At 60.8% G+C, this 21,514-nt stretch carries 19 protein-coding genes and 1 pseudogene; 10 read left to right on the top strand and 10 right to left on the bottom strand.

Features of this window, described 5'->3' with window-relative positions; translation table 11 throughout:
* Positions 1-13: 13 nt before the first annotated feature.
* The 5 genes from entB to GUC22_RS19510 all read left to right on the top strand — a co-directional run bounded on the left by entB (position 14) and on the right by GUC22_RS19510 (position 4,775).
* Positions 14-865: an enterobactin biosynthesis bifunctional isochorismatase/aryl carrier protein EntB gene (gene entB, locus GUC22_RS19530; RefSeq protein ID WP_049087192.1), complete on the top strand. Its 852-nt coding sequence runs from the start codon at positions 14-16 to the stop codon at positions 863-865.
* Positions 865-1,620, top strand: a complete 756-nt coding sequence (gene entA, locus GUC22_RS19525; RefSeq protein ID WP_049089663.1) for a 2,3-dihydro-2,3-dihydroxybenzoate dehydrogenase EntA — start codon at positions 865-867, stop codon at positions 1,618-1,620. Before entB ends, entA begins: the two co-directional genes overlap by 1 nt.
* The gene (gene entH / locus GUC22_RS19520) at positions 1,621-2,034 is read left to right on the top strand and encodes a proofreading thioesterase EntH (protein WP_024358838.1); all 414 of its coding nucleotides are present in this window, start codon (positions 1,621-1,623) and stop codon (positions 2,032-2,034) included. It begins immediately after the preceding gene.
* Between the two features lie 382 nt (positions 2,035-2,416).
* Complete coding sequence (cstA, locus tag GUC22_RS19515) at positions 2,417-4,522, top strand: pyruvate/proton symporter CstA (RefSeq protein ID WP_004135432.1); 2,106 nt, start codon at positions 2,417-2,419, stop codon at positions 4,520-4,522.
* Positions 4,523-4,577: 55 nt separating this feature from the next.
* On the top strand, positions 4,578-4,775 hold the full coding sequence (locus tag GUC22_RS19510; protein WP_004130340.1) for a YbdD/YjiX family protein: 198 nt from the start codon (positions 4,578-4,580) through the stop codon (positions 4,773-4,775).
* On the opposite strand, the gene GUC22_RS19505 is transcribed toward GUC22_RS19510, so the two are convergent.
* The 3 genes and pseudogenes from GUC22_RS19505 to GUC22_RS19495 form a co-directional block, all read right to left on the bottom strand.
* Positions 4,772-5,176 (bottom strand): helix-turn-helix domain-containing protein, encoded by a 405-nt coding sequence (locus tag GUC22_RS19505; RefSeq protein ID WP_004135430.1) that lies wholly within the window; start codon positions 5,174-5,176, stop codon positions 4,772-4,774. The two genes, GUC22_RS19510 and GUC22_RS19505, sit on opposite strands and share 4 nt — an antisense overlap.
* A pseudogene (locus GUC22_RS19500) lies at positions 5,157-5,458 on the bottom strand (type II toxin-antitoxin system RelE family toxin). Before GUC22_RS19500 ends, GUC22_RS19505 begins: the two are co-directional and overlap by 20 nt.
* A gap of 180 nt (positions 5,459-5,638) precedes the next feature.
* Positions 5,639-6,727, bottom strand: a complete 1,089-nt coding sequence (locus GUC22_RS19495) for an oxidoreductase (RefSeq protein ID WP_160183734.1) — start codon at positions 6,725-6,727, stop codon at positions 5,639-5,641.
* Positions 6,728-6,887: 160 nt separating this feature from the next.
* Here GUC22_RS19495 and GUC22_RS19490 point away from each other — a divergent pair, with 160 nt between their 5' ends.
* The 4 genes from GUC22_RS19490 to GUC22_RS19475 are packed head-to-tail and all read left to right on the top strand — an operon-like array spanning position 6,888 to position 11,708.
* Positions 6,888-8,390: a sugar ABC transporter ATP-binding protein gene (locus GUC22_RS19490; protein ID WP_024358835.1), complete on the top strand. Its 1,503-nt coding sequence runs from the start codon at positions 6,888-6,890 to the stop codon at positions 8,388-8,390.
* Positions 8,387-9,385, top strand: a complete 999-nt coding sequence (locus GUC22_RS19485) for an ABC transporter permease (RefSeq protein WP_004130353.1) — start codon at positions 8,387-8,389, stop codon at positions 9,383-9,385. Before GUC22_RS19490 ends, GUC22_RS19485 begins: the two co-directional genes overlap by 4 nt.
* Positions 9,386-9,405: 20 nt before the next feature.
* Positions 9,406-10,470, top strand: a complete 1,065-nt coding sequence (locus tag GUC22_RS19480; RefSeq protein ID WP_024358834.1) for a sugar ABC transporter substrate-binding protein — start codon at positions 9,406-9,408, stop codon at positions 10,468-10,470.
* A complete protein-coding gene (locus GUC22_RS19475; RefSeq protein ID WP_049089669.1) occupies positions 10,467-11,708 on the top strand; it encodes an LVIVD repeat-containing protein in 1,242 nt (413 codons plus the stop codon). The genes GUC22_RS19480 and GUC22_RS19475 overlap by 4 nt, the downstream gene beginning before the upstream one ends.
* Before the next feature lie 127 nt (positions 11,709-11,835).
* Here GUC22_RS19475 and mtnK read toward each other — a convergent pair whose 3' ends face one another.
* On the bottom strand, positions 11,836-13,035 hold the full coding sequence (mtnK, locus tag GUC22_RS19470) for an S-methyl-5-thioribose kinase (RefSeq protein WP_024358832.1): 1,200 nt from the start codon (positions 13,033-13,035) through the stop codon (positions 11,836-11,838).
* 102 nt (positions 13,036-13,137) lie between these two features.
* Between mtnK and mtnA the strand changes: the two genes are divergently transcribed.
* Entirely contained in the window at positions 13,138-14,166 is a 1,029-nt protein-coding gene (gene mtnA / locus GUC22_RS19465) for an S-methyl-5-thioribose-1-phosphate isomerase (RefSeq protein WP_004135421.1), read from the top strand.
* Between the two features lie 46 nt (positions 14,167-14,212).
* Here the strand turns inward: mtnA and GUC22_RS19460 are convergent, their stop codons facing one another.
* From GUC22_RS19460 to GUC22_RS19435, 6 genes are all read right to left on the bottom strand, one after another.
* Positions 14,213-15,481 (bottom strand): histidine-type phosphatase, encoded by a 1,269-nt coding sequence (locus GUC22_RS19460; protein ID WP_160183733.1) that lies wholly within the window; start codon positions 15,479-15,481, stop codon positions 14,213-14,215.
* A 25-nt stretch (positions 15,482-15,506) separates the two neighbouring features.
* Positions 15,507-16,868 carry an MFS transporter gene (locus GUC22_RS19455; RefSeq protein ID WP_004135416.1) on the bottom strand — a complete coding sequence of 454 codons (1,362 nt, stop codon included), beginning with the start codon at positions 16,866-16,868 and terminating at the stop codon, positions 15,507-15,509.
* 107 nt (positions 16,869-16,975) lie between these two features.
* Complete coding sequence (locus GUC22_RS19450) at positions 16,976-17,785, bottom strand: inositol monophosphatase family protein (RefSeq protein WP_024358830.1); 810 nt, start codon at positions 17,783-17,785, stop codon at positions 16,976-16,978.
* Between the two features lie 121 nt (positions 17,786-17,906).
* Positions 17,907-18,896, bottom strand: coding sequence for a LacI family DNA-binding transcriptional regulator (locus GUC22_RS19445; protein WP_154913181.1), 990 nt, complete (start codon positions 18,894-18,896; stop codon positions 17,907-17,909).
* Between the two features lie 145 nt (positions 18,897-19,041).
* Positions 19,042-20,280: a cytosine deaminase gene (codA, locus tag GUC22_RS19440; protein WP_049089677.1), complete on the bottom strand. Its 1,239-nt coding sequence runs from the start codon at positions 20,278-20,280 to the stop codon at positions 19,042-19,044.
* A complete protein-coding gene (locus GUC22_RS19435; RefSeq protein WP_004135410.1) occupies positions 20,277-21,512 on the bottom strand; it encodes a PucR family transcriptional regulator in 1,236 nt (411 codons plus the stop codon). The genes codA and GUC22_RS19435 overlap by 4 nt, the downstream gene beginning before the upstream one ends.
* Between the last annotated feature and the right edge of the window lie 2 nt (positions 21,513-21,514).

The raw sequence follows: 21,514 nt of genomic DNA, 5'->3' as shown, positions 1-21,514 counted from the left end.
AGGAGAAGACAGAATGGCAATCCCAAAATTACAGGCTTACGCGCTGCCGGAAGCCAGCGATATCCCGGCGAACAAAGTGAACTGGGCATTTGAGCCGTCCCGCGCCGCGCTGTTGATTCACGATATGCAGGAGTATTTCCTCAACTTCTGGGGCGAAAACAGCCCGATGATGGAGAGAGTGGTGGCCAACATCGCCGCCCTGCGCGAGTTCTGCAAACAGAACCATATTCCGGTCTTTTACACCGCTCAGCCGAAAGAGCAGAGCGATGAAGACCGCGCGCTGCTGAACGATATGTGGGGACCGGGCCTGACCCGTTCGCCGGAACAGCAGCAGGTGATTGCCGCGCTCGCGCCGGACGACAGCGACATCGTACTGGTGAAGTGGCGCTACAGCGCGTTTCATCGCTCGCCGCTGGAGGAGATGCTGAAAGAGGCAGGGCGCGATCAGCTGATCATCACCGGCGTTTACGCCCATATCGGCTGTATGACCACTGCGACTGACGCGTTTATGCGCGATATTAAGCCGTTCTTTGTCGCCGATGCGCTGGCCGATTTCAGCCGTGAAGAGCATCTGATGGCGCTCAACTACGTGGCGGGCCGCTCCGGTCGCGTGGTGATGACCGAAGAGCTGCTGCCGCTGCCGGCGTCAAAAGCGGCGCTGCGCGCGCTGGTGTTGCCGCTGCTGGATGAAAGCGACGAGCCGATGGACGATGAAAACCTGATCGATTACGGCCTCGACTCGGTGCGTATGATGGCGCTCGCCGCGCGCTGGCGTAAAGTGTACGGCGATATCGACTTCGTGGTGCTGGCGAAAAACCCGACTATCGACGCCTGGTGGGCGCTGCTGTCCCGCGAGGTGAAATAATGAACGGACTCGATTTTCACGGCCAGACCGTGTGGATCACTGGGGCGGGCAAGGGGATCGGCTACGCCACCGCCCTGGCGTTCGTTGAGGCCGGCGCGCAGGTAACCGGCTTTGATCTGGCGTTCGACGGTGAAAGCTATCCGTTCGCCACCGAGACGCTGGACGTTGCCGACGCGCGGCAGGTGGCGCAGGTATGTGGCCGCCTGCTGGCTGGCATTGAACGGCTGGATGTGCTGGTCAATGCCGCCGGCATTTTACGGATGGGGGCGACCGATGCGCTGAGCCAGGAAGACTGGCAGCAGACCTTCGCCGTCAACGTCGGCGGGGCGTTTAACCTGTTCCAGCAGACGATGGCGCAGTTTCGCCGCCAGAAAGGCGGGGCAATTGTGACGGTGGCCTCCGATGCTGCACATACTCCGCGCATCGGCATGAGCGCCTACGGCGCGTCAAAGGCGGCGCTGAAGAGCCTGGCGCTGACCGTTGGCCTTGAGCTGGCGGGCAGCGGCGTACGCTGTAATCTGGTTTCTCCTGGCTCGACCGACACCGATATGCAGCGCACGCTGTGGGTCAGCGATGACGCTGAACAGCAGCGCATTCGCGGTTTCGGCGAGCAGTTTAAGCTGGGCATTCCGCTGGGCAAAATCGCCCGTCCGCAGGAGATTGCCAATACCATTCTGTTCCTCGCCTCCGTTCACGCCAGCCATATCACGCTGCAGGATATCGTGGTGGACGGCGGCTCGACGCTGGGGGCATAAATGGCCTGGAAACGTCAGCTGACGCTGGATGAACTCAACGCGACCAGCGTCAATACGATGGTGGCGCATCTGGGCATCGTTTATACCCGGATTGAGGAGGGCGTGCTGGAAGCGGAAATGCCGGTCGACGCGCGAACCCATCAGCCGTTCGGGCTGCTGCACGGCGGCGCCTCCGCGGCGCTGGCGGAAACCCTGGGCTCGATGGCCGGGTGGCTGATGACCGAAGAGGGGCAGTGCGTAGTGGGGACCGAGCTCAACGCCACCCATCACCGGGCGGTCTCCAGCGGCAAAGTCCGCGGCGAATGCCGGGCGCTGCACCTGGGGCGTCAGGGCCAGAGCTGGGAAATTGCGGTGTTCGACGAGCGGGGACGACGCTGCTGCACCTGCCGTCTGGGCACGGCGGTCCTCGGCTGAGGCATAGCCTGTTCCCGGGTGGCGCTGCGCTTACCCGGGCTACGGGTAACGCGCCGTCTGTGGTTCCGGACAACTCACCGTCATCTGCGGTGTGCTTCCCCGGTGGCGCTGCGCTGACCGGGCTACGGGTTCACCATCGTCTGCGGGCCGGTAGCCCGGACAGGCGCGTCAAGCGCCGCCTCCGGGGAAGCAGACTGCGATGCAGTTACAGATTATCCTCCCCGTTTTCATCTCTTTTCCTGCCAGAAGTGATCTCGCTTGCAATGTGAGATAAATCCTTGCCGTCAGGCGACATCTGCAACGTTTCAAAGTTGTTAAAATTCACATTATGTTCTAGAAACAACTTGTAACATCCTGATTACCCTACCAGTGGAACACAATGATGAATAATTCAGGGAAATACCTCATCTGGACACTGCTCTCCGTTATCGGAGCCTTTGCCTTGGGCTATATCGCGCTAAACCGGGGTGAACAGATCAACGCGCTGTGGATTGTCGTCGCGGCAGTCTGCGTCTATCTGATCGCCTATCGCTTCTACGGCCTCTATATCGCCAAAAATGTACTGGCGGTCGACCCGACGCGCATGACCCCGGCGGTGCGTCACAACGACGGCCTCGACTATGTTCCAACCGACAAGAAGGTGCTGTTCGGCCACCATTTTGCCGCTATTGCCGGCGCGGGGCCGCTGGTTGGCCCGGTGCTGGCGGCGCAGATGGGCTACCTGCCGGGAATGATCTGGATCCTTGCGGGCGTGGTGCTGGCCGGGGCGGTACAGGACTTCATGGTGCTGTTCGTCTCCACCCGTCGCGACGGACGTTCGCTCGGCGAGCTGGTGAAAGAGGAGATGGGCCCGACCGCCGGCGTGCTGGCGCTGGTGGCCTGCTTTATGATCATGGTGATTATCCTCGCGGTACTGGCGATGATTGTGGTGAAAGCGCTGACCCACAGCCCGTGGGGGACTTACACCGTCGCCTTCACCATCCCGCTGGCGATTTTCATGGGGATCTATATTCGCTATCTGCGCCCCGGGCGCATTGGCGAAGTGTCGGTGATTGGCCTGGTGATGCTGGTGTTTGCCATTATTTCCGGCGGCTGGGTGGCGGAAAGCCCGACCTGGGCGCCGTGGTTTGATTATACCGGCGTGCAGCTCACCTGGATTCTGGTGGGCTACGGCTTTATCGCCGCCGTGCTGCCGGTCTGGCTGCTGCTGGCGCCACGCGACTACCTCTCCACCTTCCTGAAAATCGGCACCATCGTCGGCCTGGCGATCGGTATCCTGATCATGCGTCCAACGCTGACGATGCCGGCGCTGACCAAATTTATCGATGGCACCGGCCCGGTGTGGAGCGGCAGCCTGTTCCCGTTCCTGTTTATCACCATCGCCTGCGGCGCGGTTTCCGGCTTCCATGCCCTGATCGCCTCCGGCACGACGCCGAAGATGCTGGCCAATGAAGGCCAGGCCTGCTTTATCGGCTACGGCGGCATGCTGATGGAGTCCTTCGTGGCGATTATGGCGCTGGTGGCGGCCTGTATTATCGACCCGGGCGTCTATTTCGCGATGAACAGCCCGATGGCGGTGCTGGCTCCGGCGGGCGTGACCGATGTGGTGGCGTCGGCGGCGCAGGTGGTGAGCAGCTGGGGCTTTACCGTGACGCCGGATACCCTTAACCAGATCGCTCACGAAGTGGGAGAGCAGTCGATTATCTCCCGTGCGGGCGGCGCGCCGACGCTGGCGGTAGGCATGGCCTACATTCTGCACGGTTCGCTGGGCGGCCTGATGGATGTCTCCTTCTGGTATCACTTCGCCATTCTGTTCGAGGCGCTATTTATCCTGACCGCGGTGGATGCCGGTACGCGCGCGGCGCGCTTTATGCTGCAGGATTTGCTGGGGGTGATAAGCCCCGGGCTGAAGCAAACCAGCTCGCTGCCGGCGAACCTTCTCGCCACGGCGCTGTGCGTGCTGGCGTGGGGCTACTTCCTGCATCAGGGCGTAGTTGACCCGCTCGGCGGCATCAACACGCTGTGGCCGCTGTTTGGTATTGCTAACCAGATGCTGGCGGGGATGGCGCTGATGCTGTGCGCGGTGGTACTGTTTAAGATGAAGCGCCAGCGCTATGCATGGGTCGCGCTGCTGCCGACCTCATGGCTGCTGATTTGTACCCTGACCGCGGGCTGGCAGAAGTCGTTCAGCACCGACACCAAAGTCGGCTTCCTGGCGATTGCCAACAAGTTCCAGGCGATGATCGACAGCGGTAATATTCCGCCGCAGTACACCGAGTCGCAGCTGGCGCAGCTGGTGTTTAACAACCGTCTGGATGCCGGGCTGACCATCTTCTTTATGGTGGTGGTCGTGGTGCTGGCGCTGTTCTCGATTAAGACCGCGCTGGCGGCGCTGAAAGAGGACAAACCGACGGCGAAAGAGACCCCGTACCAGGCGATGCCTGCTGATGCCGATAGCCTGGTGACCCAGGCGAAACGCGCTCACTAAGCCATCACGTTATCGCCCCTCTTTGAGAGAAGGGGGGCGATTATGAGAGTTGAAAATGTTTGATACCCTTTCGAAAGCAGGAAAATATTTAGGCCAGGCGGCGAAAATGATGATCGGCGTCCCGGATTACGACAACTACGTGGAGCACATCCGCGCGACCCATCCCGAACAAACGCCGATGACTTACGAAGAGTTTTTTCGCGAGCGTCAGGACGCGCGCTACGGCGGCAAAGGCGGCGCGAAGTGCTGCTAACCCTCTTTCGGCAAATACAGGCTGATCTGCTCCTGCGTACAGCCGTATATCGCCGCCAGCTTTTCGCGGGTGCGCTTTTGCGGGCGGGAGTCGATAGCTTCTAGCTGGGAAACCGCAGACTGGCTAATTCCGAGCTTATCGGCCACCTCCTGCTGCGACAGGCCGCGCAAAATGCGCCAGGCCGCCTGCAGGCTGACTTTCTCTTTATCCATGATGTCGCAGACGCTGTCAGGTAAGGGAATATCGTCGTATTCATCCGATTCGTAGGGGACGTCTTCCCACTCTTCCTCTTTTTCATCATCGTATTCCGCCATTTTCAGACGCATCTGGAAGTATTCGTTATAGGGGATCACCACATACTGCGGGTTGCCCTCGTCGTCCTTAATGAGTTGCACTGCCATAAGGCGTTGCCTCCTCGTGAAGATAGGTTGTTGAGGTTCTTCGTTTTATCGCTACGACATAGCAGCTTTCAGATAGCCCCTCAAACTGTGTGAAGATGATGCGATAATCACCGACACGCAATCGATAATGATCTTCGGATCCCGACTGCTTGAGTTTTTAATGTCCGGAGCCGGCGCATTTTTATCATCCATGGTGCGTAGCTTTTCTTTGATTCTCTCCTGATAGCGGGAATCTATTGCGGCGAGCTGTTTTTCTGCGCTTTTCGACCAAAAAACGATCATCCTGACCTCCACTTTAAGTCAAAGCTCATTATAAGTAAATAATAAGATTATAAGTAAATTTAAATTATCTTATAGGAGACGATAATGCAGATTTTATGCGGAATAAAGACAGAAACATCCGCTTTGCGAGGCGGCTCGAAAGCGCCTCCGCCGGGCGGCAGAGGCGAATAAAACGGGGGATTAACCGGCGAAACGTTCGACTTTTTCAAACGCGGCGCGCAGGGTTTCGGCGTTCAGTTCAACCGGCAGAAAATGGATGGACTCTACCGGGCGCAGGGTATGGGTAATCACCTGATCCAGCTGTTCGCGGTTGTTGATATCCACCTCCAGCGCCGCCAGCGTGGTCGGCAGGTTAAAGCGCTGATACGCCTGCACCAGCTGCGCCAGCACCTCGTCCTGGCCGAGCAGGGCGCTCTGGACCAGAATGCCGTAGGCGACTTTGGTCCCGTGCAGATACTTCTCGGTCTGCGGCAGTACCGTCAGCCCGTTGTGCACCGCGTGCGCGGCGGCGACGCGGGTATAGCGCTCGCCCAGCCCGCCGACCATACCGCCGCCGGCGATAACCGCATCCACCACGTCGCGGAAGGCCTGGGTCAGCTCGCCGCGCTGTTGGTCAGCCAGCGCCGTTTCGCTGCTGTCCAGCAGCACATCGCGGATCGCCAGCGCGCCGTTGATGCCAAGGCGCACGGTGAGCGGCAGCGTCTCCGGCTGCGGAGCCAGCACCACCGCTTCATACCATTTCGCCAGCGTATCGCCGATGCCCGCCAGCAGGTATTCCGCCGGCGCGTTAAGAATAATGCGCGGCTCCACCAGCACCAGGAAGTTGGCGTCGTCGAAAATCTCAAACTGCAGCGCCTGACCGGCATCGTTATACCACACCGACAGCGGCGTCCACGCCGCGCAGGTGGCGGCGATGGTCGGGATGGCCACCACCGGCAGGCCGAGGCGGCGGGCCAGCGCCTTGGCGGTATCGAGCAGCGCGCCGCCGCCCACGCCAATCACCACCGACCGATCGTCGCCGGACGTGCGGGCCAGCTCGCTGACGTCGCTTTCGCTGCAGTGGCCTTTAAATACGATTTTTTTGGCGCCAGCAACGTTAAACGCTGCCGGCAGAAAAGCCTGCGCGCCTGCGATAGCCCGCTCGCCGTACACCCACACCGCGCGTGAAAGCTGTTCTTCGCTATAAAAATCCTGCAGCCGGGCAAGGCTGCCGGGATGGGAATAGTAGTTGGCGGGGCCGGGGACCACGCGGATATCGCTGTGACTCATCAATGCTGTCCTTGTGCTGTTTCGCTAACCCGATGTTATGTCTGGACATCCGGATGGCTAATATTATTTCGCTTTAACTTATGCCTTTTATGCATTTGTCAGTCAAGGGCGGCTATGAAAAATTCGTTAAATCAGAACATTAATCGACAGGGTGCAGGGGATGACCGGCAATCGCCTTGAGATGCAAAATATTAGCCTGGCCTTTTCCGGCTTTCGGGCGCTGAGCAACGTGTCTTTTACCCTGAAGGGGGGCTCGGTGCACGCGCTCACCGGCGCCAACGGCGCGGGTAAGTCAACGCTCATGGCGGTGCTGTGCGGCACGCACGCCCATTACGAAGGCGAAGTAGTGATTAACAATCAGCCGGTGAGCATTCGCTCGCCGCGCGACGCCAAACAGCTGGGGATTCACCTGGTGCAGCAGGAGGTTGACGTCGCGCTGGTCCCGGGCCTGAGCATCGCGGAAAACATCATGCTCGACAGGCTGGCTGAACCGGGGCTGGCTTTTCGCTGGGGACGGCTGCGCCAGCTGGCGCGCGAGGCCCTGGCCCAGCTTGACGTCAGCCTCGACGTACGTCGCTCCATCGACGGCTGCACGTTGGCGGAAAAACAGCAAATTCTGCTGGCCCGCGCGCTGTCGCATCACTGCCGCTTTCTTATCCTTGATGAACCGACCGCGCCGCTGGATCAACACGAAAGCGAGCGCCTGTTTGCGGTGGTGCGCCGCCTGCAGCTTCAGGGCATAGGCATCGTGTTTATCTCGCACCGCATTCATGAATTAAACGCGGTTTGCGACACCCTGACGGTGCTGCGCGACGGTCGTCTGATTGAGAGCGGGCCGATGGCCGATCTGAGCGGCGAGCAGATCGTCGAAAAGATGCTCGGCCATGAGCTGAGCGATATCTTCCCGCCGAAGCGGCCGCCGCATAGCGATGAGGTGCTGTTACAGGTTGAAGGGCTGCACGACGAAGGGCTGCTGCAGGATATCTCGCTGCGCCTGCGCAAGGGGGAGATTCTGGGGATCGCCGGGCTGGCGGGCGCCGGCAAAACCGAGCTGTGCAAGGCGCTGTTTGGCGCCAGCAAAAGCCGGTTGACGCGCGGCGAGCTGAACAGCCAACCGTGGCGACCGCGCGACCCGGCGGATTCGGTGGCGCGCGGTCTGGCGCTGGTGCCGGAAGAGCGGCGCAAGGAGGGTATTTTTATCGAAGAGCCGGTGGCGATGAACCTGGCGGTTAGCGCCGACAGCAGCTTCTCTCGCTGGAGCCTGTTTGGCCATCGTCAGGCCTGGCGGTGGGCGGAAGAAGTGATCGCCCGGGTGGGGATACGGACATCGGGTCCGGCGCAAACCTTGCGCCGTCTCTCCGGCGGCAATCAGCAAAAGGTGGCGATTGGCAAATGGCTGCGCGGCAACGCCAATGTCCTGATTTTCGATGAGCCGACCAAAGGGGTCGATGTCAAAGCCAAAACGGATCTTTTCAACGTGATTGACGGCCTGGCGCGGGAAGGTAAAGGGGTGATTTACGCCTCGGGCGAATTCTCCGAGCTGGTCGGGCTGTGCGATCGCATCTGCGTGCTGTGGGACGGGCGCATCGTGGCGGAAATTCCGGGTGCAGAGGCCCGGGAAGAGAACATTCTTTATTACTCCACCGGAGGAGCAGCAGCGTGAGTAAAGCCCTGGCAGTGAACGCGACGGTATCGGGCCGTCAGCGATTTTTCGATTTTCTCTACAAATGGGGCATGTTGCTGACCGTCGTTCTGCTGATCGCCGTTTTTGGCCTCGCGTCGGACAACTTCCTCGACCCGTTTAACATCATCAACATCCTGCGCTCCATCGCCATCGTGACGGTGATCGCCATCGGCGTGTCGATATCGCTGACCATCGGCGGCTTCGATTTGTCCGTAGGCTCCACCGCCTCGCTGGCCAATGCGCTGGTGATTTCGCTGTTTGTCTGGCACGGCTTCGGCACCACCGAGGCGATTGTTGTCACCCTGGCGCTCTGTACCTTAGTGGGGCTGTTTAACGCGTTTCTTATCGTGATCCTGCGTATTCCCGACATGCTGGCGACGCTTGCCAGCCTGTTCGTGATTCAGGGCGTGGCGATGACCTACAGCTACGGCGGGTCAATTACCGAAAATATGGTGCTGCCGAGCGGCGATATGGCGGAAGGCGCGATCCCGGCGGCGTTCGGTTCGCTGGGGCAGGTGCCGACGATAGTGATCATTATGCTGGTGGTGACCGTTATCGCTCAGCTGGCGCTCTCTTTTACCACCCACGGGCGGCGGATGTACGCCATCGGCGGCAACCCGGAAGCGGCGCGCCTCTCCGGCCTGCGGATCACCCGTTATAAGGTGGCGGCATACGTGATCGCCTCCCTGCTGGCGGGGCTCGGCGGCATTTTGCTGGCTTCACGTATCGGCTCGTCGCAGGTGAACGCCGGCGGCGGCTACCTGATGGATGCGGTGGCGGCGGCGTGGATTGGCTTCTCGCTGGCCGGTTCAGGTAAACCGAACGCGCTCGGTACGCTAGTGGGGGCGGTGATCCTGGGCGTGCTCTCCAACGGCCTGGTGATGCTCTCGGTGCCGTACTACGCAATGGACATTATTAAAGGGCTGGTGCTGGCTGGCGCACTCGCACTGACCTATTTTCAGCGCCGCACCTAATATTTTACAGGGTAAACACTATGAAAAAGATAACGTTTTCACTCATCGCACTGGGGTTGTTCAACGCTGCGGCGGCCTTTGCTGAAACCCCGACGCCGCTTCCGGCGGCGATTGCCGAACATAGCGGGCCGATTCGCATCGCGGTGATCCGCAATCTGGGCTCCGACGATAACACCACCCAGTTTGTCTCCGGGGCGATCCAGGAGGGGAAAAAGCTTGGGTTTAAAATCAGCACCTTCCTCAGCAACGGTGATGACGCCAAATTCCAGGACTTCGTTAACCAGGCGATTAGCCAGAAATACGACGGCATTATTCTTTCTCAGGGACGCGACCCCTACGCCACCGCGCTGGTGAAAAAAGCGGTGGACGCCGGGATCAAAGTATCGGTCTTCGATACCGCGGTAAACGGCGAGATCCCGGGCGTTACCGTTACCCAGCAGGATGACGCTTCGCTGACCGAACTCTCCTTTGGCCAACTGGTAAAAGATTTCAACGGCAAAGCCAATATCGTCAAACTGTGGGTCGCGGGTTTCCCGCCGATGGAGCGTCGCCAGGCGGCCTACCAGACGCTGCTTAAACAAAATCCCGGCATCAAAGAGCTGGAATCCATCGGCGCGGTCTCTTCCGACGTGCAGGGCGATACCGCCAACAAGGTCGGCGCGATCCTGGCGAAATATCCGAAAGGCAAAATTGATGCTATCTGGGGAACCTGGGACGCCTTCAGCCAGGGCGCGTATAAAGCGTTGAAAGAGAACGGCCGCACCGAGATCAAACTCTACAGCATCGATATTTCCAACCAGGATCTGCAGCTGATGCGCGAATCCGGCAGCCCGTGGAAGGTGAGCGTGGCGGTGGATCCGAAGCTTATCGGCGCCACCAACGTGCGCCTGATCGCCAATAAGATTGCCGGGGAACCGACGCCTGCGACCTACGACTTTAAAGCGGCGGCGATCCCGCAGGCGCTGCTGGCGGCGCAGCCGGGGGCGGTGAACGTCGCCTCGCTGGGTAAAATTATCCCGGGCTGGGGCCAGACCGAAGACTTTATCGCCCCGTGGTTCGCTACCCTGGAAGCGAAAAACAAATGAGTGTTTTGCCCACACCAGAATACAGCCGCAATATGCGGCTGATTGGGCATAGCGATCAGGGGGGACGCCCGGACGGCGTCCAGCTGATGGTCCATCGTGGTTTTGCCTATATCGGCCATATGGTCTCACAGGGCTTTTCCGTGGTGGACGTGCGCGACCCGAAAAATCCGCGAACGGTCAATTACATCGCCGCGCCGCCCGGTACCTGGAACGTTCATTTACAGGCGCACGACGATCTGCTGCTGGTGATCAACGCCCGGGATCTGTTCGCCGATGCCCGCTTTGCCGACGAAAAGGTTTACTACACCCGTTCGGTGGGCGAGACGGTCAGCGACGTGCAGGATAAGGGCTGGAGCGCCGGGCTGCGGATTTTTGATATTTCGGTTGCGGATAAACCGCGTGAAATCAGCTTCCTGTCGCTTAACGGCATCGGCATTCACCGCATCTGGTACGTCGGCGGACGCTGGGCCTACGTTTCCGCGCTGATCGACGGCTTTAGCGACTATATTTTCCTGACTATCGACCTGGCCGACCCGCGTAAGCCGGAAGTCGCCGGGCGCTGGTGGCTGCCGGGAATGAACCAGGCGACGGGGGAAACGCCGCAGTGGCCGGAAGGTAAGCGCTATGCGCTGCATCATGCGATTATCGCCGGCGACACCGCCTACGGTAGCTGGCGCGACGGCGGCCTGACGCTGCTCGATGTGCAGGACCGCGCGCAGCCGAAGCTGATTAGCCACCGTAACTGGAGTCCGCCGTTTGGCGGCGGTACCCACACCGCGCTGCCGCTTCCGGACCGGGAGCTGCTGGTGGTGCTCGATGAGGCGGTATTGGATAACCAGCAGGACGGCGAGAAGCTGATCTGGCTGTTCGACATTCGCGAACCGACGAATCCGGTGAGTATCGCCACTTTCCCGCAGCCGGATGAAGCTGACTACGTGGCGAAAGGGGCGCACTTTGGCCCGCATAACCTGCATGAGAATCGCCCCGGCAGCTTTGTCAGCTCAACGCTGATTTTCGCCACTTATCAGAACGCGGGCGTTCGCGCTTATGATATCTCCAATCCTTATCGACCGGTGGAAACCGGGGCGCTGGTGCCCGCCGCGCCGGCGAAGATGATGGATACCCGGCCTGGTCGTCCGCGGGTGATCCAGTCCTGCGACGTGTTCGTTGACGCGCAGGGCATAATCTACAGCACCGACTATAACGGCGGGCTGTCGGTGATTGAGTATCGGGGGTAGGGGATGGTGGGTTGTTGCTTCCCGGCTCGCGGCGTAAACGCCTTAGCCGGGCTACCGGATCACAGACGGTGGTGAACCCGTAGCCCGGCTAAGCGCAGCGCGAGCCGGGAACGACAGGATAGAGAATTCAACCGTACTGACGAATTCGCGCAATCAGTTCTTCGACATTATCGAGACGGTCGGCAATAAGAATAAGCGCTTTACCCAGCGTGATAGCGTGGCGCAGGCATTCATGGCGCATGGCTTCGTCCTGGATAGTATCGATATCCGCCACGTGCGACAGTCCGACGCTGCGGCGAATCAGCTCGGTGCCGCAGAAGCCCACCGCGTCGGCCCAGACTTTCTTCAGAAACGCGGAGGCATAGCCGGGCCAGGCCAGCGCGGCATCGCGGGATTTCTCCGCCGCCAGCGCCTGAAAACGCTCGGCGAAGGTTGTCCAGAACTGCTGAATATCGCTGAGGCGCTGTTCGCGAGCGGCGGCGGCATCGCGAATACCCAGATGGCCTGGCAGACCGCAGTAGTTGAGCAACAGGTTGCCGATGGCGGTACCGATATCGAAGCCTATCGGGCCGAAAAAGCCGAACTCGGCGTCGATGGCCTTAAAGCTGCCCTCGGCGACGAAAATCGAGCCGCTGTGGATATCGCCATGCAGCAGCGCTTCGGCATGGGAGAAGAAGCGGTGCTTGAGCGCGGCCACCGCCAGCTTCAGCTGCGTATCGTCGCGCAGGGCGGCGACGTCGGCCTCCAGCGCGGCTGGATAGCTGTTGCGCTCGTGAACCTGATACGGGTCGTTAAAGAACAGGTCCTCGGTGATTTCGCACATCTCGGGGTTAATAAACTGCGCCACCTGGGCCTTTTTCTCGTGAGGATGCAGATAAAAGTCGCTGGTGTGGAACAGCGCCTGGGCCAGGTATTCCCCCAGTTGGCCGGCGGCGCGCGGGTAATAAACGTTGTTAATCAGCTCGCCGCGCCAGATGCGGTGATCGGAGAGGTCTTCCATCACCATTACCGCCAGCTCGGGGTCGAAATGCACAATCTGCACCGTATGCTGCGGGCAGTGCTGATAGTGAGCCACCAGGGTTTGCGCCTCAAGGCGCGCGCGGTCAAGGGTCAGCGGCCAGGATTCACCCACGCAGCGCACGTAGGGCAGCGCCTGCTTGACGATGATCCGGCTCACGCCCTCGGTATCGAAAATTTTAAATACCAGGTTGAGGTTACCATCGCCCACTTCCTGCGCGGACACCAGTTCTGACGGGTTTTCGATACCGCCAAATTGTTGGGCGTAAGCCACCGCATCGCTGGCCGTGAAAGTATGGTATTGCGACATTGCCTCGATCCTCAAAATTCTGATTAAGCCGTTCAGACGTCTATACTTCTGGATTCCATCCTGACACAATGTGATACAACAACGCAACAGGGATTTAACTAAATGCAGACACTACAGACCACCAGCCTGCGGGTAAGCGAAAATCAGCTCTTTATTCTTGACCAGCAGGCCTTACCGCAGGAAAAACGCTGGCTGGCGGCGGATAACGTGGCGCTGCTGGTGGAGCATATTCACGCCCTGCGGGTGCGCGGCGCGCCGCTGATTGGCCTGTCGGCGAGCCTGCTGCTGGCGCTGCTGGCGCAGCGTGGTCTGACCCGCGATGAGCTGTCTCAGGCGCTGGAAACGCTGCGCGCCGCGCGGCCGACGGCGGTAAACCTGATGAATAATCTGGACCGCATGAAGCTGGCGCTGGCGGAGGAGCGCTATCCGCAGGCGCTGGAAGCGGAGGCGCTGCGCCTGATCGCAGAAGATAAACAGCTTTGCGCCAGCATCGCCGAGGCGGGCAGCGCGCTGGTGACGCCGGGCAGCCGCCTGTTGACCCACTGCAATACCGGCGGTCTGGCGACGGCGGGCGTCGGCACCGCGCTGGGGGTGATTGCGCTGGCGCATCAGCAGGGAAACGTGGCCAACGTCTGGGTGGATGAAACGCGCCCGCTGTTACAGGGCGGACGTTTGACCGCCTGGGAGCTGGGTGAGCTGGGCGTGCCGTACCGGTTGATTACCGATTCGATGGCCGCCAGCCTGATGGCGCAGGGCCAGGTCGACGCGGTTTGGGTGGGCGCTGACCGTATTGCCGCCAACGGCGACGTAGCCAATAAAATCGGCACCTATTCGCTGGCGGTGCTGGCGAAGTATCATCAGATCCCGTTTTACGTGGCCGCGCCGCAGACCACCCTGGACCGCCATTGCCCGAACGGCGCGGCGATTCCGATTGAGCAGCGGGCGGCCGCCGAAGTGACCGGCGTCGCCGGCAGCTTTGGCGCGGTACAGTGGGCGCCGAAAGAGGCCGCGGTTTACAATCCCGCGTTCGACGTCACGCCCGCATCGTTAATCAGCGGCTGGGTGCTGGATAGCGGCGTGGTGACCCCGGAGCAGGTCGCCGCCGGGGCGTTCAAGCCAGAAAAGGCCTGAACCTGAGCGAAAAAGGCGAAGCGATCTCCCTCGCTTCGCCTTCAACTTATGGCAGCACCATCTCTACCGCCGGAGCGGACTGCCGGTCGATATGCTTGCCGAGCGCCGTCAGCGCAGCCTGGTAAGGGCACAGCGTTCCGACGTTGGTGGTCTGGCAGCCCGCCTGACGCCACTCCTGGCGCAGCATCGGATGCTGATTATCCGGCGTTTGCAGGCGGCGTAAATCGTCCAGACTTTGCGCCTGGAAGTAGACGCGCAGGTAGCGTTTCCCGCTGTGGGTATCGCGCCAGCGCTCGAGGACCAGGCTGCTGCCCGGCGGGATGTTGCCGCGGCTGTACCCCGGCGGCTGCCAGCTAAAATCCATCAGCGTACGCACCATGGCGATATTGGTATCGTGCGCCACCAGCAGCAGCCAACGCACGTTCGGCGCGGCGCCTTCTTGTACCCCTTCCAGCATCGCGTTGAGCAGAATCGAGCCGCGTTTTTGCGCGCTATAAAACACGTCGTTGCTCAGATCGTAGTTTTCCGTCAGCAGCGGCAGTAGGGCGGTGATCTGGCTGGCGCGGGTAATATGGCCCCACGCCAGCTGGCTGAGGGGCAGGTTTTCGCTCCACCCCAGGCGCAGCGTCTCGACCATATTGGCCATTACGCTCAGACCGCTAATCGACGTTTTGCCGCTTTTGCTCTGCTCCACCTGCCATGGTAGATCAAACACCGGGCAGGGCTTGTCGGATACGCAGACCGCGTTTTTCAGCAGCTGAATGGCCGGGGCCAGCGCCTGCCGACGCTGGGCCAGATCGCCGGCCTTCTTCTTCACTTCCGCCAGCTGGCGGGCGGGATCGGGTTGCGTGGCGGCAAATTTATCGGTCTGAAACAGCGGGTCGGCGTCGCCGCTGACGTGATGAATCAACACGCCGCAGCCGGGAAATGCGCCGTCCACCAGCGCCTGGGCGGTGGCCCGCGTGCGCTGCAGGGGGCTGGCGCGAACGTAAATCTCCCCGTTCGCCGGACAGCCCGCTGTCAGCAGACCGAGCTGGCGATAGCGCGCGCCTTCATCGCGCCCTTTATTGACGACGGCGGCATAGCCGTGGCCGGTGAGCTCACCGTCGCGGGTGGTCCACTGCGTCCACGGGCGCTGGGTCGCGGCTTCGATGGCCTCCCGGTTGCCCTCCGTCGGCGGACGAATGCCGTGGCGGCTGAGTTCAACCACCTTTTCCAGCGCAAACTGCGCGGCGGCGTGCCCCGGCGCGGCCAGCAGCGGCAGGGCGCAGGCGAGCAGCAGACGTAGCAAAACCTGATGTCGTACAGGCATCATAAAATATTCCTTATCGGTTAAAGAGTTATGATGAGAATGAGGTCTGACGTTCTATCGCGTGTCGCCTGGCGACAATCGCAGCGGTGGTAAAACAGAATAGCGCGGACACGAGGCCGGTGCCTACCCAAAACAGCGACAGCGTACTGAAGTCATACAGCGTTTTGCCGTTTTCGATCATCGAGGTTTTATCGATGATGATGCCGGTGAGAAACTCGCCGAGTCCCGCCCCCGCGTAGCTGGCGATACCGATAGTGCCGAGCGCGGCGCCCGCCGCTTTACGCGATGAAATATCGACGGCGATCAATCCGCCGAGGAAGCAGGTCAACGCCCCGATGGTGGCACCGAAGATAATCATCGCCAGAATATCGGTGTAGTAGCCGTGCGGCGACCAGAGCATCAGCGCGAAGCCGGCGGTGTTGAGCAGGCTGATAAAGCCGGCCATCACGCTGCGGTTGCGCGGGAAGAAGCGGTCGGAGAGCATCCCGGCGATAATGGTTCCGGCGATACCCGCGATGGCGTTGACCCCGATAATCCCGGAAGCCTCGAGGGTAGAATAGGCTTTATCCTGTTCGAGGAAGAAAATTCCCCATGAGTTTACCGCGTAGCGGTCGATATACATAAACGCCGAGGCCAGCGCCAGCGTCCACAGGGCCGGGTTGCGCAGCGCCAGCAGCTGGTTCTTAAACACCGAGCCGCGGGCTTCCGTCTCTTCCAGCGGTTCGTCGCGAATCACGTTGATTGACGGGAAGCCGCAGCTTTGCGGCGAGTCGCGCATAAACAACAGCATCAGCACCACCCCGGCGGCGCCGAGCGCGGCGGTCGACAGGTAGCCCATTTGCCAGCCGAACCCGGCAATCACCGCCGCGATCACCATATAGGTCATCGCTTCGCCGATGTTATGCGCCGTCGACCAGATGGCGTAAAAGGTGCCTCGTTCTTTACAGCCGTACCAGCGCGCCAGCGATACCACGCAGGGGCCGACGCCCATCGACTGCGCCCAGCCGTTGATCCCCCAGAAGATAGCCAGCAGCATGGCGTTGCTGGTCATCCCCATCATCAGGTTCATCCCGGCGCTCAGCAGCAGCCCGAGACTCATATAGCGCACCACGTTGGCATGATCGGCGATAAAGCCGTTGACCAGCTTGCCGATGGCGTAGCTGAAAAACAGCGTTGAGCCGATCATGCCCAGCTCCGTCGGGGTAATGCCGAGCTCCACCAGCGCGCTTTTGGCGACGGTGAACGACAGCCGGCAAACGTAGAAGGTGACGTACGCCAGGGTCATGGTAATAAAGGTTTGCCAGCGCACGCTGCGAAAGCGCTGTTCATCGAACTCTCCGCCCGCTTTGGGCGGCGAAGCGCGAAAAAATGCGATAATTCTTCCAGACATAATGGTATCTCCGAAGGTCGGAGGCCTGACTGATTAGTGTGGTTCGTCCGTGAGGTTTATCGTCGTTGTGTAGAGTACATAATCAGATAAAGCCTGACCCGATACGGTTAAGGTAATGGGTGACAAAGCATGTTTTTTAATTGTGGGTAGAGCGTCTTGCTGGCCAGCAGCAGCGGGTTGCCGTGACGAATCCCGTCGTTTGCCAGATAGTCATTGCTGAGGCCGCCCGCTTCGCGCATCAGCACCAGCCCCGGCAGCCCGTCCCACGGGTTCATATGCGGTTCGTAGTAGCCGATAAGCCTGCCCGCCGCCGCCCAGGCGCTCATCAGCGCCCCGGAGCCGTTGCGGATAAACATCCCGCCGTCGCTCAGCAGCGCATCAAGGAAGGGCAGAAAGAGCGCAGGCGTCACGCGGTGCGAGGTGCCGACGCCCATCACTCCCTCTTTGACCGTCGCCGCCGGATGTGGCGCGATGGGCGCATCGTTAAGCCATGCGCCCTGGCCTTTCAGGGCGTGGAACAGCTCGCGATGGTTGGGGTCGTACACCACGCCGATAACCGGTTCGCCGTCGGCAAGGATGGCCAGCGACAGGCACCAGGTGTGCAGGCCGTTGAGAAAACAGCTGGTGCCGTCGATGGGATCGACAACCCACAGCACGCGCGCGTCCGGCATCTGCGTCCCGCTCTCCTCGCCGAGAAAACCGTCCTGCGGGAAGGCGTCCATAATGCGCTGCTTAACAAACGCTTCGACCCGCTTATCGGCGACGCTGACCACGTCCTGCAGGTCGTCGCCTTTATGATCCACCGCCAGCCGGTCGCGCTGTTGATAGTATTCGAACGCCAGCTCAGCGCCGGCTTTCGCCAGCTCGCAGGCTAAACGGTAGCGGGCCTGCAGTTCATTTGATTCCAGTGATTTCATCATAACTCCCTATTTTGCACACGTGTGCAAATTGCCTGAAAAAAACAGCCCCGAAGGGCAAAATGAGTGTGGATGGATTAAAAAAATTATTCTGTGATCGCTCCGGCATAAAATGAATTTTTCATTTCGCGCTTTGACGAACGATCAGTTTCACCGGTACTTCACGGTGGCGTGACGGCAGGCTGAATTTGGCGATCCTCGTCACCAGCAGATCCACCGCATGGTGGGCGAGCAGGGCGGTATTCTGCTGCACGGTGGTCAGCTGATAGGGCTGCCAGTCCGCCTGGGGAATATCATCGAAGCCGATAATCGCCGGTAGCGAAGCGGCGGGGTTGTCCGCCCGCAGGCCGTCCAGCGCGCCGAGCGCCAGCATATCGGTAGCGCAGAACAGCGCCTGCAGCTGCGGATGCGCGGCAAGCAGCTGCCTGGCGGCGGCAAAACCTGCCTGATAGCCGCTGCTGTCGCAGAAGTGCGCGGCGACCTCCATACCCTGGGTATGGGCAACAAACGCTTCGTAGCGCTGGCGGGTGCTGAAGTTATCCAGGCTTTCGCCGATAAACCCGGCCTGGCGCCACTGGCGCTGGGCAAACAGCTCGGCCACCAGTTTCGCCCCCTGCGCGTTGTCGCTGCACACGCGGTCGCAGCCGGCCAGCTCGGCGTGGCGGTTGATAAGGGTCACCGGGATTTTTCGCTCCAGATACTCCTCCGCCAGCGACAGCGGCGGCGCCCCGGAGGTGATAATGACCCCCGCGACGTGATAGCTCAGCAGCTGCCTGAGCGACGGGGCGAGCTGCTGCGGATCGTCGGCGTTCATCAGCAGCGGCATAAAACCGTTGAGCGCCAGCTGGTGGACCAGCGGCGACAGCAGCTTGCTGCGGAAGGGGTTATCAAAACCGGCGGTGACGATGCCGATAAAATTGCTGCTGCCGGTGTTCATCGTGCGGGCAATAATGTTGACCTGATAGCCCAGCGTTTCCGCCGCGGCGAGGACCTTCTGGCGGGTTTTTTCCGCCACCGATGCGCCGGGCGTAAAGGTGCGGGAAACCGCGGAACGGGAGACGCCAGCGAGTCGGGCAACGTCCTCTGCCTTAATCCATTTTTTTTCGCTCATAGTATCAGGGTACGGGTTGTTCTCAGTGAGCCCGCGCCGACGCTGGAGCCCAAGGCCGGCACGGAAAAAGTAGTAAGAAGGTACCACATAAATCCGTGCGCGAGCAGCGGGTTGACGCGGGATGCGCGCCGCGTCAACGTCAGGCTTATGCCGGGTAGCGAATCTGCTCAGCCTGGCGCTGCAAAATAACTTTGCCATGTCGAATGGAGGTCAGCACTTTGGCCTGGCGGCGCAGCGCGTCATAGTCGTCTTGCGCATCGAGGATCAGCAGGTTCGCCGGGCGTCCTTCGGCAATGCCGTAGTTGTCGCCGAGGCACAGGGTGCGGGCGCTGTTCTCGGTAATCAGATCGAGGCAGCGCTGCAAATCTTCGTATCCCAGCATATGGCAGATATGCAGCCCGGCGTCGAGGATACGCATGATGTTGCCGTTGCCCAGCGGATACCACGGGTCCTGAATGGAGTCCTGAGCGAAGCAGACGTTGATCCCGGCGCGGTCCAGCTCCGCCACCCGCGTCACGCCGCGGCGTTTCGGCCAGCTGTCGAAGCGCCCCTGCAGATGAATGCTTTCGGTCGGGCAGGAGATAAAGTTAATGCCCGAGGCTTTGAGCAGGCGGAACAGCTTCGAGCAGTAGGCATTGTCGTAGGAGCCCATGGCGCAGGTATGGCTGGCGGTGACCTGCGCGCCCATGCCGCGCACCCGGGCCTCTTCCGCCAGCACCTCCAGAAAGCGCGACTGCGGGTCGTCGGTTTCATCGCAGTGTACGTCCACCAGGCAGCCGTGGCGCTCGGCCAGATCCATCAGAAAAACCAGTGAGCTGACGCCCTTATCGCGGGTGTTTTCGTAGTGTGGAATGCCGCCCACCACGTCGGCGCCCATTTCGATGGCGCGGGTCATCAGTTCGCGTCCGCCGGGGAAGGACTCAATGCCCTCCTGCGGGAAGGCGACGATCTGCAGATCGATAAGATGGGCCGCCTCTTTTTTCACCCTCAGCATCGCCTCAAGCGCGGTCAGGGAAGGGTCGGTGACATCAATGTGGGTACGCACGTGCTGCACGCCGTTGTCGCGCAGCATGCCGATGGTTTTCAGCGCCCGCTGGCGCGTATCTTCGACGGTGACGCTCGCTTTGCGCTGGCTCCAGCGGGCGATACCCTCAAACAGGGTGCCGCTCATATTCCACTCCGGCTCGCCCGCCGTCAGGGTGGCGTCAAGATGGATATGCGGCTCGACGAATGGCGGGATAACCAGCTTTTGTTGGGCATCGATATCGCTGGCGTCAGCCGTCTGCGCCGCGGCCTGCGCGCTGATGCTTTTAATCACGCCGTCCTGTAAGTCGAGGGTATAGAGCGCTTCTTGATGGCGCAGGCGCGCGTTGATAATTTTCATGGTTGTTCCCGTAAATGGTTTTGCGACATACGCCAGATCGCTAAGGCGACCGAGGCGTTGAGATGAAATTGCGGATGGCTGACCGGATAGCCGGTCAGCTTTTCAATACGTTGAATACGCTGATGCAGCGTGTTGCGGTGAATGCCCAGCCGCTCGGCGGCCCTGACCACGTTGCCGCTCTCCTGAAGCAGCGTTTCCAGCGTCTCCAGCAGCAGCCAGGGGCTTTTGCGATCCGGCTCAATCAGGCAGCCGAGGGTGTCGTGCATAAAATCGCTCAGCAGGGCGGGGTCGCTAACGGCGGAGAGCAGCTTGATAAACCCCAGCTGCTGGTAGTCGCTGATGCGCTGGGCCGGACGCAGGTTATCGCTGAGGTCCAGCGCCTGGCGCGCCTGCGACAGCGCGCGCTGATATCCCTGCAGCTGCTGTACCGGCGCCGAAAGGCCGCACAGCAGCGAAAGCCCGTCTTCGCTCTCCGCCAGCGCAATCAGCCACGCCTGGAGCCAGGTTTTCTGCTGATAAAACTCGCCGTCTTCATCCGGGAGGAGGAAGAGAAACATATTGCTGCGTTCGACCAGAGGGTAGGGATTGCCCTGCTGATTGAGCTGTTGCTGCAGACGCTGGCGCACGGTGCGGCGGGCCTGCTGCAGCCAGGCTTCGGCCTGCTCCGGCGGAAACTGGCGAAACAGACGCGGTATCCCCTCAAGGCGCAGCGCCGCCACCCGCAGCGGGCGGGTAAAATCCAACTGCTGGTGGAGCGCGCGCTGATGCAGAATTTGCAGGTCGGGATAGTCGCCGGTTAACAGCTGCAGCAGAATATCGCGCTGCGATTGCAGGGCGTTTTCGCTGCGCACCAGCGCGGTACCAATGCGTTCGGTTACGATCACCATCTTCAGCAGATAGGGCTGTTCGATTAGCGGAATGCCCAGCGCGTCGGCCAGCGCGATCAGGCGCGGCGGGATCGCCTGAATAAAGACGTCGCCGGTGAGGATCACCATGCCGGCGATCCCGCGCTGCTTGCCCTCCATCAGCAAATGGATCAGGTTGTCTTCATCGCGGGGATGGTTGATCCCGGTGATAAACACCAGCTCCCCGCCCATGATCCATTCGGCGATATTTTCATTTTCCGCCACGTAGTACCAGCGAACCGCCAGCTGCAGCCCCTGTTTACCGGCGCGCAGGCGCATGGCGGAGAGCCCCTCCAGGGCGAGGATTTCGCCGACCGTCAGGCTCATGG

The sequence above is a fragment of the Klebsiella sp. MPUS7 genome (genome assembly GCF_009905335.1).
In the GTDB taxonomy this organism is placed as follows: Bacteria; Pseudomonadota; Gammaproteobacteria; order Enterobacterales; family Enterobacteriaceae; genus Klebsiella; species Klebsiella grimontii.
Note: the sequence above shows the minus strand (reverse complement) of the source record. Positions and strands in the feature narration are given on the sequence as shown.